This window comes from Robbsia andropogonis (assembly GCF_034047095.1).
Taxonomy (GTDB): domain Bacteria; phylum Pseudomonadota; class Gammaproteobacteria; order Burkholderiales; family Burkholderiaceae; genus Robbsia; species Robbsia andropogonis.
This window is the reverse complement of the sequence record NZ_CP139170.1, coordinates 2618913-2631822: the sequence shown is the minus strand read 5'-3', so window position 1 is coordinate 2631822 and position 12910 is coordinate 2618913. Positions and strand designations below refer to the sequence as shown.

The following is a 12910-nucleotide window of genomic DNA, read 5'->3' as shown; positions in this document are numbered from 1 at the left end:
GGCACGCGGTGCGTGGCTTGCCCGACATGTTTCCGACCGGATTCTGAGCATCCCGATAGGGAAACGACTACGGCGAGGATGCCTGGTGGCATCCGGTATTTGATATGAATGAAATGGACTCCAGTGAATTCGAGGCCTTGGTGTCGGCCCAACGCAGCACGCTAACGCGCGAAGCGGTAACCGTGACCAATACCAATGTATCCGAGACGCCGACGTTGACGAAGGCGGAATTGGCCGAATTGCTGTTTGACAACGTTGGATTGAACAAGCGTGAAGCAAAAGACATGGTCGAGGCGTTTTTCGACGTGTTGCGCAGCGCGCTGGAAAGCGGGGAATGCGTGAAGTTGTCGGGTTTCGGCAACTTCCAATTGCGGGACAAACCGCAGCGCCCTGGCCGGAACCCGAAAACGGGCGAAGCGATTCCGATCGCCGCGCGGCGGGTGGTGACGTTCCATGCGAGTCAGAAGTTGAAGGGGCTCGTGGAAGGCGGAACGTCCAAGACAGCCCTCGTTCGCTGAACGGTGGCGCCATGGATGCCCAGGCTCATTGCCGCTGACCTATTGCGCTGACCCTGACCATGGATAAAGCTGCAACTGCCGCCCTACCTCTTCCGCCGATTCCGGCGAAGCGCTATTTCACGATAGGTGAGGTGAGCGAGCTGTGTGGCGTCAAGCCACACGTGCTGCGGTATTGGGAGCAGGAGTTCACGCAACTCAAGCCGGTCAAGCGCCGCGGCAATCGCCGCTATTATCAGCACCACGAAGTATTGCTGATCCGCCGCATTCGTGACTTGTTGTACGAGCAAGGATTCACGATCAACGGTGCGCGCAACAAGCTGTCCGGTGGGGCCCATGCCCATGACGAGGAAGAGGACCTGCATGTTGCGGGTGGGGTATTGGCCGAAGGGGAGGCAAATGGTCCCGATGGCAGTGACGTCCTCTCGATTGGCGAGCGCCAGGCGAACCCCTTCGACAATGCGGCAGTTGATTTGAGTCGACTGCGGGACGACCTCGTCGAGGTACGGGATGCGTTGCGTGCGGCGGTATCACAGGCAACCGCGAAGGGGACTTCCTTGGTTGCACGTCCGTCGGCTGAGGCAAGGCTACAAGGGAGGGGCAGTACCGGTTCTGCGTCTGCCGCGATATCAGCCGCCGAACGTGCGCAAGAACAAGCGTTGGAATTCGACTTTGGCGACGAAGCGAATCCGGAGCATTCCCCGGAACAAGAGTCCTGAACCGCCTACTGGCGGTGGTGCTGCGTGATTTTCATTGTCGATGGATGACGATCTGATCGATTGGATACGTTGACTTGAAGGCGTCGTGCATCGGACCGCTTCCAATATCAGATGGCCCCATATTGCATCTGCCAAAACGAAAAGCCCGCATAACCGAATGATTATGCGGGCTCAGTCTTGGTCGGGGCGAGAGGATTTGAACCTCCGACCACCTGCACCCCATGCAGGTACGCTACCAGGCTGCGCTACGCCCCGAAAGAACGCAATTATAACCATACCGTGCGATTCGAACAAGCTTCGTGAATGAAGCCGTACCTTGGCGGGAGAGGGGGATGGCGAAGGATGTCATTCCTCCTCCTGTTCATGATGCGATCGCGTGCCTGCGGAAATGCACATCGCCTGGTGCGGTGTCGCGATGTGGCGGTCAGCCCGTGTTGCGATACCACGCATCTTCCTGGTGTTACTCGTCTTACCGGACAACGTTCCAGAGGATCAGTCATCTGCGGCAGGTGTGCGGGAATGAACCTGGTGCGCGGCAAATTTGTCGCATGTCGTGCGAATCGACAACATACGGTTGCCGCCCTTGCCGTGCCGCAGGGCAGCCTCGTCCATCGTCCACCGTGCATCGTTCACGGCTGTTTTCTGCTATCGTCGGGCACCCACTCATGCGAACGATAAGCAAGATGGCATTGAATCTCAGGCAAATCGAAGTGTTCCGGGCGGTGATGACCTCCGGTTCCATCAGTGCTGCTGCGCGGGTATTGTGCGTGTCACAACCGGCGGTCAGCCGCCTGCTTTCCTATACGGAGTCCCGTCTGGGCTTCCCGCTGTTCCAGCGGACAAGGGGCCGACTCTATCCCACTCCCGAGGCGCGTGAATTATTCCGCCGCGTCGACGACGTCTATCAAGGCGTGCGTCGTGTCAATGAGTGCGCGCAGGAACTGGCCGAGTTGCGGCACGGGATCGTGCATGTGGTGGCCAGTCCGAGTATCAGTCATCAGATCGTGCCGCACGCGATTACCCGCTTTCGTGCGCAGCATCCTGACGTCAAGGTGACATTGCGGGGGCAAAACTTCGGCGCCTTGGTCGACAGCCTCATCTCGCATGAAGCGGAGCTTGGCATCACCATCATGCCGGTCGCGCATCCCAATTTAACCGTTACGCCGTTGCGCCAGGGGCGGATCGTCTGCATCATGCCGGAGGGACATCCGCTGACGCATCATGCCCATCTGAAAATGACGGACTTGCGCCCGTTTCCGTTGATCGGCTATCCGCCGGGCACGCCTTTCGGGCGGCTGGTGGAAGCAATGTACCAACAGGCTGACGAGCCGTTGCGTGTGGCCGTGGAAGTACCGTCGCCGCAGAATGCCTGCTCGATCGTCGCGGCTGGGGCGGGGGTCGCGCTGGTCGATGAGTTTTCGGTAAAGAGCCGTACGGGCGGTGAATTCGTCGTGCGGCCGATTGACGAGGGTGCCGAACTGACGGTCAGTCTGGTTCATTCCAGTGTCGAGCCGCTGTCATTGCTGGCGCGCGCATTTGCCGACCGTGTGGCAGACGTCCTGGAGGAACAGGGTTTCGCGAAACCGCCGGACGCCTCGTGATGTCCGAAAACAGCGAGTTTGTTCTCGGCCCTTACGCTAGAGTGTCGGTATGGAACTCGACCCCGACATCTGCTACACCAGCTTGCTTGCCAAGGATCGCCGTTTTGACGGCTGGTTCTTCGTCGGCGTGTCATCGACGGGGATTTATTGCCGTCCGGTGTGCGCGGTGCGTGCGCCGCAACGGCGGAACTGCCACTTCTTTGGCTCCGCCGCGGCGGCGGAAGATGCTGGCTACCGTCCCTGTCTGCGTTGCCGTCCAGAGCTGGCCCCGGCGCGCGGAGCATTGATCCGCGCGACAGCGGACCCGGTCCTTGGCGTCGCCTCCGCACCGTCACATTTGGCCGATGCGGCCGCGGCGTTGATTGTCGAGGGCTTCCTGAATCATCGCGATGTCGAGGCACTGGCGGCCCGGATGGGCGTGACGCAACGGCATCTGCGCCGGCTGTTTCAGGCGGCGTATGGCGTGTCGATCGTCGCGTTCGCACAAACGCAGCGCTTGCTGATGGCAAAGCGCTTGCTGACCGATACTGCGCTGCCGGTCACCGCGATCGCGCATGCATCCGGTTTTGGCAGCGTGCGGCGATTCAATGACCTGTTTCAACAACGGTATGGCTTGAGTCCGGGACGCTTGCGCAAGCAGGCGCCGTATGAGCGCTCGCCAACCGTTGCTCGTACCACGGCCATACAGGCAGCGCCGCCTTTAGTGTTGCCCCTTGCGTATCGGCCGCCCTATGCATGGACCCATCTGCTGGGATTCCTGCGCCGCCGTGCTATTCCCGGGGTGGAATATGCGGATGGCGAACGCTACGCGCGCACGCTATCCTGGCCCGCGCCGGGGCGGGCCGATTCCGCCGTTGGCGAGAGGAATGCGGGTGGCGATGCGCAGGCAGGCTCGAAACGCGCGGCGATGATCGATGGCTGGTTCAGTGTGACGCACGCACCGCATGCCAACGCGATCATCGTTCTCCTGTCGCCGTCGCTGACGCCGGTGTTGACGCAGGTATTGCCGTGCATTCGCAGAGTGTTCGATCTGGATGCGCAGCCGGATCGCATCGATGCGCATCTCGGAGAGTTGGCGCACGCTTTGCCCGGTATACGGGTGCCCGGCGCGGTGGACGGATTTGAAATGGGGGTGCGCGCCATCCTGGGACAACTTGTCAGTGTCGCCCAGTGCGTGGCGAAGCTGGGGCGGTTCGTCGATGTGTTTGGCCATGCATTGCCCGATGACCCGCATCGACCGGCGGCGCTGACCCGGCGCTTTCCCACCGCGGCCACCGTGCATCATGCGTTGCACGGGTTGTCCTCCGATGCGCAAGCGGATCGGCTCTGTCCCATCGGGATGACTCGCATGCGGGCCCGCGCGATCGTGGCGTTTGCGCGGGCGCTGACCGATAAAGCGATCTCGGTGACCCCGTTGTCCCTGAGCGGTGCCCCGTTGCCCGATACGCTGGCCGCGTTGCAGGCATTGCCGGGTATCGGCGCATGGACGGCCCAATACATCGCGATGCGGGCGCTTGGCTGGCCTAACGCCTGGCCGGAAGGCGATGGCATTTTGTTGAAACAAACCGGCTGTTCATCCGCGGCGGCCTTGCGTGAACACGTCACGCGATGGGCGCCCTGGCGTGCTTACGCGGCCATGCACCTGTGGCGTCTGGCGGGTGATGGCGATACGCCGTCCACGGGGCCGTCCGGCGCCATGAAAACGCATCGACCGACGCGGACAAGCCGGTCAAGGGAAGCGCAATCGTTGACGCCGTTCGGCGCGGCGCAGGCGCTGCCCATCGATGGAGAAGAAGATGCAACGATATGATTCGACCGAAAGCGCCGTCGCGCCGTCATGCACCGCGCAACCATCGGTCAAGCGCCGTGCCGCGCATGCGCCGGACAGTCGCCCGGGATTTCTCCTTCCCAGCCCCTTGGGTGACGTCGTGCTGCGCGGAGACGACCGTCATCTGAGTGGACTGTGGTTCGCCGGGCAGAAGCATTTCCCGGCGCACCTCGCGGTCGTGTCTTCCGCGCACACGTCAGCGCCGCGATTGCCGGACGCCGTACGGCAAGGATATGAGGAATTGATGGCGTATTTCAGCGGGGCCCTGCAGGCTTTTACGGTGCCGTTGGCGTTGTCGGGAACGCCGTTCCAGCAACACATATGGGCTATGCTGCTCGATATCCCGTTTGGTCGGCAGGTCAGCTATGGCAGTCTGGCGAACGCCGCCGGCCTGCCGCCGGGTGGTTCGCGGGCCATCGGTAATGCCGTGGGGCGCAATCCGGTCTCGGTGATCGTGCCCTGTCATCGTGTCATCGGGAGTGGCGGCACGCTGACCGGTTATGCGGGCGGGCTGGACCTCAAGCAGCATTTGCTGGCGCTGGAAGGGGGCATTGCCGGTAATCGTGGCCTGTTCGACGCCGTGCCGATCGTCTCCGGCCTCACATGCGCTTGAAATTAACTCAATAGGCAAGGTCTTCGGGCTGGGCTACGCTTGCATCTTTACCCTTAACGACAGAAGGAACGAGATGAAGCTGATTGGCATGCTGGATTCGCCGTTTGTACGCCGCGTGGCCCTATCAATGCGTGAGTGGGGGATGCCGTTCGAGCACGACGCGTTGTCGGTGTTCCGTCATTACGATGATTTCAAAAGGATCAACCCGATCGTCAAGGCACCCACGCTGGTCCTCGATGACGGGCAATGGCTCATCGACTCCACGCTGATCCTCGATCATCTTGAGGGGCTGGCGGCAAGTCGTGGTTTGCGCAGTCTGATGCCGGCCGATTTCGCCGCGCGCACGCAGGCACTGCGCGTTATCGGTTTGAGTCTCGCCGCCTGTGAAAAGACGATGCAGATCGTTTATGAACGCCATCTGCGGCCGGAAGAGAAGCAGCATACGCCATGGCTCACGCGAGTAAGCGAGCAGCTACAGGCCGCTTACCAGACGCTCGAGGCGCAGGTCATGGCGCATCCCCTGGTCGGCACGGATACGATAACGCAGGATGGCATCACCGCGGCAGTCACGCTGGGCTTCACGCGCCATATGCTCGGGGATACCGTGCCAGGCTTCCGTCTGGATGACTACCCGGTGTTACTGGCCTACTCGCACAAGGTCGAGCAACGTCCGGCTTTTTTGCAGACGCCTGTCGCATGAGCATTCGTGTGTCGGCGAAGCGTGTCGCCCACCGCAGCGTGTGGCGCTGACGCCGGGGTGGTCATTGCCGCGACGATGTCCGCCGCTTGCCGGCCGGATGTATCGCTGCCGACGTTGCCCCGGGATCAGTCGGCGGTTAGGGCCGTCACCGAGATTTCCACCAGAATATCTGGCAGCGCGAGCGTCGACTCCACGCACGCACGCGTTGGTGCGTTGCCAGGCGACACCCACGCGTCCCATATTTCGTTCATGCCGGCAAAGTCGCGCGTGATATCGCGCACCCAGACTTGCGAACTGAGCAGGCGCGTCTTGTCGATGCCGGCCTGCGCCAGAAAACCATCGATCTTTGCCAATACCTGCGCAGTCTGGCCCTTGATGTCCTGCGATCGGTCATTGGCGGTCTGGCCGCCCACGAAGACCAGGCCCGCGGCCTTGACGACGCGGCTGCTGCGCTGCGTCTGTTCGATGCGAACGATATCGCTCATGTTTTGTTCCGAAAGAAAGTGATCGACCAACCCGATGCCGGTGGCCCGAACCCGGTGGGCGCATCGACATCAGGTCGCGAGGGCGAATTGTAAAGCACCGGCCGACGTCTTCCATGAAAGAGTAGGTGTTGCACGACGGCGAAGTCCGTCCCGTGCGCCGTGACACACGTCACGGCTTGGACACATTGCGACTTGATAATCGGGGCGTCCATACCAGCGATCATAAAAAAGGATTCGATCCCGTCATGACGATTCGACACCGTATCACGCTGCTGGTCACGTTGATGTTTATCGCGCTGTCGGCCATCGGGGGCTATGCGGCCTATCGTTCACATCGCAGCGCGGCCGCCGTGCGCGAGGTTACCCAAGGCGTTGTGCCCAGCGCACTCGCGTCGGCTGATCTCGTGGCACAGTTGAAGGACGTGCAACTGGCGACGATGACATTGGTCTACGCGACCGATGCCGAACTGATCCAGCAGGCGCAGGCACAACTGAAGACGGCGCAGGCGGCGGTACAGACCCAACTGCTGCTGCAGCGGCGCGACGCCCATACGCAGGCGCAGAAGGGACTGATTGCCCAGGCCGATGAAAGCCTCGCGAACTACTATGCCGCGATCAGCGACACGGTAAAGATGAAGGCGGCGGGCAAGGATGCCTTGGCACAGGCCTATCTGTTTGCAAACGTCGCGCAGTACCGCGACGAGCTGGAAGGCATCGTCAACACGCTGCGCGTCGAGAAGAACCGCGACAAGGATCAGGCCATCGATACGTTGAACGGCAGCCTGGCGACCACTGTCACAGCGATTTCGGCGGTAACCTTGTTCGCCGTATTGCTGTTGACGACCATTGGCATCGTGCTGTACCGACAGATTGCAGGCCCGTTGGGCAAGATGCAGCAGATGATGAGTGAGATCGCGGGTAGCCAGGATTTCACACGCCGTCTGCCGGTTGAGCGCATGGATGAGGTCGGGCATTCGATCGTCGCGTTCAATGGCATGATCGAGCGTATTCAGCAGGGTGCCGCCCAACTGAAGCAAAAGAACGCGGATATCCAGGCGATGCTGCAGAACATGCAGCAAGGCATCTTGACCGTTATTCCTCATGCCTCGATAACCGGCGAAGCACACGGCCGTCCGGTTGTGCATCCGGAATATTCGGCACACCTCGAATCGATTTTCGAGACGGAGGATATTGCCGGCCGTGATGTGATGGAACTGGTGTTCGCCAACACGGCATTGGGTGCCGATGCCTTGTCGCAAGTGGAAGCGGCGATGGGCGCCTGCCTCGGCGAGGATATGCTGAACTTCGCGTTCAACCAGGACTTGCTGGTCAGGGAAATGGAAAAGCGCATGCCGGACGGCCGGGTGAAGATCCTCGATCTGAGCTGGTCCGCGATCACCGACGAAGACGATGTCATCTTGCGCCTGATGCTCTGCATCCGCGACGTGACCGAATTGCGTCAATTGGCCGCCGAGGCTTCCGAACAGAAACATCGGCTGGAAATCATCGGGGAAATCCTGGCGGTCAGCCAGGAAAAGTTCGACCATTTCCTGGAGAGCGCGAATACGTTCGTCAATGAAAACGAACGCATTATCCGCGAGACATCCCACGCCGACAGCACGGCGATTGCCGAGTTGTTTCGCAACATGCACACGGTCAAGGGGAATGCGCGGACATACAATCTGCAGCATCTGACAAACGTCGTGCACGAGACGGAGCAGACATACGAGGCGCTGCGCCGTACCGAGACGGCCACGTTGTCCCAATGGGACCAAGACGCATTGATGTCGGAGCTGGGCCGGGTGCGTGCGGCGTTGGAGCGGTATGAGTTGATCAGTTCGACCAGTTTGGGCCGCAAGTCTGGCGCGAGCGACACGACGAGTATCCGCGGTGAGGATGCAGAGTGGATCGCACAGAGTCTGCAACTACTGGAACAGACCGATGTGGCGGATATGGACGCGGCCATCGCGATGCGCGACGCCGTGCGCCATCGCTTGCGCCTGCTCTCGACGTGCTCGTTCAACGATGCACTGTCTGGCGTGTTTGCCTCGCTGCCTTCGTTGGCGCGCGAATTGGGCAAGGCGCCGCCTGCCGTGCTGGTGGATGATAACGGCTATCGCTTGCATGGCGACGGCTTGGATGTGTTGCGCAATGTGTTCGTGCACCTGCTGCGTAACAGCATCGATCACGGTATCGAAACGTCAGAAACGCGTGCGATGCTGGGCAAGCCGGTGCACGGGGTGATCGAGCTGGAAGTGAGCACGGATGGCGAGACGGTGCAATTGCGATTGAGCGATGACGGCCGGGGCCTGGCACTCGGACATATTCGCGACAAGGCGGTCGAGAAAGGCTGGCTTGATGCCGACGAGGTAATTGACGACGAGGACCTCGCCGCGGTGATTTTCCGCCCGGGTTTCTCCACAGCCCCTGTTCTCACCGACGTGTCTGGCCGGGGTGTGGGCATGGACGCGGTACGTGATTTCGTTGCGCGGCATGGCGGCACGATCGCGCTGCGTTTCACCGATGTCGATCCGGGTGCGCCGTTTCGGGCATTCGAGACGCTCATTCACTTGCCGCGTCGTTTCGTGGTCGACGGTCTGCCGAAACCGACCGTAGCGGGCAAGCAAGCAATACCGGCTTCGGCCGGTGCTGACAGTGCCTTGTCGCCGCCGAAGTCGCGTGCCGCGGATAACGAGGAAGCGTTAGCGTAATCCCATCGGAGAAGGTGGGTGCCGGGCAGATGTGGCATCGGACCCGTGGACCAAGCAATGTTGACCGTGTGCATTGACCAACGATGCGCACAATAGAGCTTGGTAGGTAAGTGATGGGCTATATCTTGATTGCGGCGTTTATCGGTGTCGGCATTACCACGGTAGCGGCATGGTGCTTCCATGCGATTTTGCGCGCGCGTATCTTGCGTGATGTCGCCACGACGCGCGAGCAGCTTGACGCCGCGCAGCAGGCACGGCAGGAAGCCGATGCGGCGCAACTGGCACGCAGCGAGGCAATGAATCGGGAGCTGGCCTTGCGCAACGAGGCGTTGTGCAAGGCCGCTGCCGACAATGAACAATCGGTCGAGACATTGCGTGATGCGCTCGTGCGTGCCACCGACGAGCGGGAAGCGTGGGCCTTGCAGGCGGCGCGGCTCAAGGGTGAGGCCGAGCGGCTGGCGGGATTGAAGACGACGTTCGAGCGCTGGCATGAACAGATGACGTCGCTGATGACGCAGAACCAGGACATGCATGCGAAGAATGCGTCGCTGTCGTCGATCGTGCGGCACGTGGTCATCGTGTCATTGAACGCGTCGATCGAAGCGGCGCGTGCGGGTGAGGCAGGGCGAGGTTTTGCGGTCGTGGCGGGCGAGGTGCGGTCGTTGGCGGCGCGTTCGGAAGCCTTGTCCAAGGACTATAGCCACAGTCTGCACCGTAACGATCTGACGACGACGGCTACCTTCCAGGACATTCAGGCCGGCGGCAAGATGATCGCCGCATCGTTGGGTGCGCTCGGCGCCATGGCGCAGACGTTTCAGGCGACGCTATTGCAGGACGCATCGTGATCAGCGAGCGTGCAGCGGAAAGTTTTCGGCGGATTTTCGAGAAAGCGGCCATCACGCGCCTGGTCGTCCACGATGGAGACCGTTGTGATGTGATTTCCCACGGAAGCGCGCCGCACGCCCACGGCGCGCAACGCGCTGTGATCCTGACCATCTCGTCGATGGTCTTTCGCCTGATGCTGGTGTTGCACGTGGAGGACAACGAAGGAAGCCGCGCGTATTACCTGCGCGATGGCAGTATGGTGTCGTTCGACGATACCTTCCTGGAAGTCGCCAACTTGTGCGCGGGCGCGATCAACCAGGAGTTGCTGCGCGACTTTCCGGACCTTGGCATGTCGACCCCGTATGTGTTGGGGCCCCAGTGCGAGTTGCATTTCGACAGCATGCGGCCGGACTACCTGTGCCGCTTTACCGTCAAGGTGGGCGGAGATGTGGAAGGCATGGTAGCGCCGGTGCCGATAGCCGCCACGCTCTGCGTATGCACCGACGCCGTGCTGGACTTCGTCACTGAAATAGAAATGGCGGAAGAAAGTGGTGGTGAACTCGAATTGTTTTAACGCGTGACGGGTCGGGTGACTTGCGCGCTTCTTTCTGAGATAGGGACAATCATGTCGAAGATTCTGGTGGTGGACGATTCCGGCACCGTGCGGGACGAAGTGGCGGGCTTCCTGCGGAAAAACGGACTGGAAGTGGCAACCGCGGTGGACGGCAAGGATGGTCTGGCCAAGCTGAAAGCAACGCCTGGCGTGAAGCTGGTGATCAGTGATGTCAACATGCCGAACATGGATGGTTTGACGATGGTCGAGAATATCCGCGGGGCACTTGGCAACAAGACCGTCAATGTGATCATGCTGACGACGGAGAGCAGTCCGGCCATGAAAGAGCGGGGCAAGGCCGCTGGTGTGAAGGGATGGATCGTGAAGCCGTTCCGGGGCGACGCGGTGCTTGAGACGTTCAAGAAGCTGGCGTCCTGAAGTGGTCCCGTGCCCGGTGATTCGCGGGCGATCAGGCGACGTTTGATACCGCGTTGGCCGTATGGACAAAACCCCGGCATGTCTTGATGACATGCCGGGGTTTTGTTGATTACGCTGCCCGGTTCCGCAATCGGTAACGATCAGGCCTGTGCCGTTTCCACGGTGGCGATTTCCGATTCATCGACATCCGAGTGGCGGATCAGGTAGTCGAATGCCGACAAGGCGGCCTTCGCACCTTCACCCACCGCAATCACGATTTGCTTGTACGGCACGGTCGTTACATCGCCAGCAGCGAACACGCCCGGTACCGATGTCTGTCCCTTTGCATCCACCTGGATCTCACCGTGCTTGGACAGCGCCACGTTTTCCTTTATCCACTCGGTGTTCGGCACCAAGCCAATCTGCACGAACACGCCTTCCAGCGCGATGTGCTTGATCTCGTCCGTTGCGCGATCCTTGAACGCGAGCCCATTGACCTTGGTGCCATCGCCTGTGACTTCGGTCGTCTGTGCCTCGGTGATGATCGTGACATTCGGCAGACTGCGCAGCTTCTTTTGCAGCACGGCGTCGGCACGTAATTCCAAACCGAACTCGAGCAACGTGACTTCGGAAACGATGCCGGCCAGATCGATGGCCGCTTCCACGCCCGAGTTGCCACCGCCTACCACCGCCACACGCTTGCCCTTGAACAGCGGCCCGTCGCAGTGTGGGCAGTACGCCACGCCGCGGTTACGATACTCGCGTTCACCGGGCACGTTCAACTCGCGCCACCGGGCGCCAGTTGCGAGAATGACCGTCTTGCTGCGCAATACCGCGCCGCTTTCGAGCGTGATATTAACCTTCTTGCCATCGGTGTCCAGATGCGCCGCGCGCTGCATGTCCATGATGTCCACGTCGTACGCCTTGACGTGTTGTTCGAGCGCGGCGGCGAACTTCGGCCCTTCCGTCTCGGTCACAGAGATGAAGTTTTCGATCGCCATCGTGTCGAGCACCTGGCCGCCGAAACGCTCGGAGACGATCCCCGTCTTGATGCCCTTGCGCGCTGCATAGACGGCCGCCGCCGCGGCAGCCGGGCCGCCGCCAACGATCAGCACGTCGAACGTGCCTTTTTTCGCTAATTCCGCGGCCTTGCGTTCGGTGGCGCCGGTATCGAGCTTCGCCAGGATTTCCTCGATGCTCGTACGGCCCTGGCCGAAGACCTGACCGTTCAGATAGACGGTGGGAACCGCCATGATCTGCTTCTGTTCGACTTCGTCCTGGAACAGCGCGCCGTCGATGGTCGTATTGCGGATACGTGGGTTGATCAGTGACATCACATTCAGCGCCTGCACTACGTCCGGGCAGTTCTGGCATGACAGCGAGATATAGCTGTCGAATGTGTAATCACCGTCCAGGTTGCGGATCTGCTCGATCACATCGGATTCGAGCTTCAGCGGGTGTCCGCCAACTTGCAACAGCGCCAGGACCAGCGAGGTGAATTCGTGGCCCATCGGGATGGCCGCAAAACGGATGCCGGTTGGCTCGCCCGGGCGGTTGATCGAAAACGAAGGCTTGCGCTCCGCGTCGTCTGCCTGCTCGATCACGGTGATGTGCGTGGACAACTCCGCGACTTCGCGCAGCAGACCTTGCAACTCGAACGACTTCTCGCTGTCGTCGAGCGATGCGACGATCTCGATCGGCTGTGTGACGCGTTCGAGATAGCCTTTCAGTTGCGTTTTGAGATTAGCGTCGAGCATGACGGTTTCCGTGAAAAAGAGTAAGCGAGGCACACGACGCGACCAAAAGGGGCGTCTCGGCACGAGGTCAGGGGGCTGACCGATGCACCGCGCCTTTCGACCATTCCGATGTATCACGTGGAACGGCGGAGACACGGTGACCGGCAGGCCGGTTCCACTACCCCGGCCGATGCCGTCTCACGCTAT

12 protein-coding genes, 1 tRNA gene and 1 pseudogene are annotated in these 12910 nt (G+C 61.0%); 10 read left to right on the top strand and 4 right to left on the bottom strand.

The window, feature by feature from the left end; genetic code table 11:
* The first annotated feature begins 104 nt into the window (after positions 1–104).
* Together SJQ66_RS24925 and SJQ66_RS24920 are read left to right on the top strand one after the other, a co-directional pair.
* On the top strand, positions 105–518 hold the full coding sequence (locus SJQ66_RS24925; RefSeq protein ID WP_024901405.1) for an integration host factor subunit alpha: 414 nt from the start codon (positions 105–107) through the stop codon (positions 516–518).
* Between the two features lie 59 nt (positions 519–577).
* A pseudogene (locus tag SJQ66_RS24920) lies at positions 578–1033 on the top strand (MerR family transcriptional regulator); the annotation flags it as partial.
* Between the two features lie 379 nt (positions 1034–1412).
* Here SJQ66_RS24920 and SJQ66_RS24915 read toward each other — a convergent pair.
* Together SJQ66_RS24915 and SJQ66_RS24910 are read right to left on the bottom strand one after the other, a co-directional pair.
* A tRNA-Pro gene (locus SJQ66_RS24915) sits at positions 1413–1489 on the bottom strand.
* 237 nt (positions 1490–1726) lie between these two features.
* Positions 1727–1867, bottom strand: coding sequence for a hypothetical protein (locus SJQ66_RS24910; RefSeq protein WP_320534670.1), 141 nt, complete (start codon positions 1865–1867; stop codon positions 1727–1729).
* Positions 1868–1917: 50 nt separating this feature from the next.
* Here SJQ66_RS24910 and SJQ66_RS24905 point away from each other — a divergent pair, with 50 nt between their 5' ends.
* The 4 genes from SJQ66_RS24905 to SJQ66_RS24890 all read left to right on the top strand — a co-directional run bounded on the left by SJQ66_RS24905 (position 1918) and on the right by SJQ66_RS24890 (position 5976).
* Positions 1918–2835, top strand: coding sequence for a LysR substrate-binding domain-containing protein (locus SJQ66_RS24905; protein ID WP_024901403.1), 918 nt, complete (start codon positions 1918–1920; stop codon positions 2833–2835).
* A 49-nt stretch (positions 2836–2884) separates the two neighbouring features.
* On the top strand, positions 2885–4645 hold the full coding sequence (locus SJQ66_RS24900; protein WP_024901402.1) for a DNA-3-methyladenine glycosylase 2 family protein: 1761 nt from the start codon (positions 2885–2887) through the stop codon (positions 4643–4645).
* On the top strand, positions 4632–5276 hold the full coding sequence (locus SJQ66_RS24895; protein ID WP_320534669.1) for a methylated-DNA--[protein]-cysteine S-methyltransferase: 645 nt from the start codon (positions 4632–4634) through the stop codon (positions 5274–5276). The genes SJQ66_RS24900 and SJQ66_RS24895 overlap by 14 nt, the downstream gene beginning before the upstream one ends.
* A 73-nt stretch (positions 5277–5349) precedes the next feature.
* Entirely contained in the window at positions 5350–5976 is a 627-nt protein-coding gene (locus SJQ66_RS24890; RefSeq protein WP_024901400.1) for a glutathione S-transferase family protein, read from the top strand.
* A gap of 125 nt (positions 5977–6101) precedes the next feature.
* On the opposite strand, the gene SJQ66_RS24885 is transcribed toward SJQ66_RS24890, so the two are convergent.
* A complete protein-coding gene (locus SJQ66_RS24885) occupies positions 6102–6461 on the bottom strand; it encodes a RidA family protein (RefSeq protein WP_320534668.1) in 360 nt (119 codons plus the stop codon).
* A 245-nt stretch (positions 6462–6706) separates the two neighbouring features.
* On the opposite strand from SJQ66_RS24885, the gene SJQ66_RS24880 reads away from it, so the two are divergent.
* From SJQ66_RS24880 to SJQ66_RS24865, 4 genes are all read left to right on the top strand, one after another.
* Complete coding sequence (locus SJQ66_RS24880) at positions 6707–9172, top strand: MCP four helix bundle domain-containing protein (protein ID WP_024901398.1); 2466 nt, start codon at positions 6707–6709, stop codon at positions 9170–9172.
* 113 nt (positions 9173–9285) lie between these two features.
* Complete coding sequence (locus tag SJQ66_RS24875) at positions 9286–10017, top strand: methyl-accepting chemotaxis protein (RefSeq protein WP_036006673.1); 732 nt, start codon at positions 9286–9288, stop codon at positions 10015–10017.
* Positions 10014–10571: a hypothetical protein gene (locus tag SJQ66_RS24870; RefSeq protein ID WP_024901396.1), complete on the top strand. Its 558-nt coding sequence runs from the start codon at positions 10014–10016 to the stop codon at positions 10569–10571. Before SJQ66_RS24875 ends, SJQ66_RS24870 begins: the two co-directional genes overlap by 4 nt.
* 51 nt (positions 10572–10622) lie before the next feature.
* Positions 10623–10988, top strand: coding sequence for a response regulator (locus SJQ66_RS24865; RefSeq protein WP_024901395.1), 366 nt, complete (start codon positions 10623–10625; stop codon positions 10986–10988).
* Between the two features lie 140 nt (positions 10989–11128).
* Here SJQ66_RS24865 and ahpF read toward each other — a convergent pair whose 3' ends face one another.
* Positions 11129–12724 carry an alkyl hydroperoxide reductase subunit F gene (gene ahpF, locus SJQ66_RS24860; protein ID WP_320534667.1) on the bottom strand — a complete coding sequence of 532 codons (1596 nt, stop codon included), beginning with the start codon at positions 12722–12724 and terminating at the stop codon, positions 11129–11131.
* Between the last annotated feature and the right edge of the window lie 186 nt (positions 12725–12910).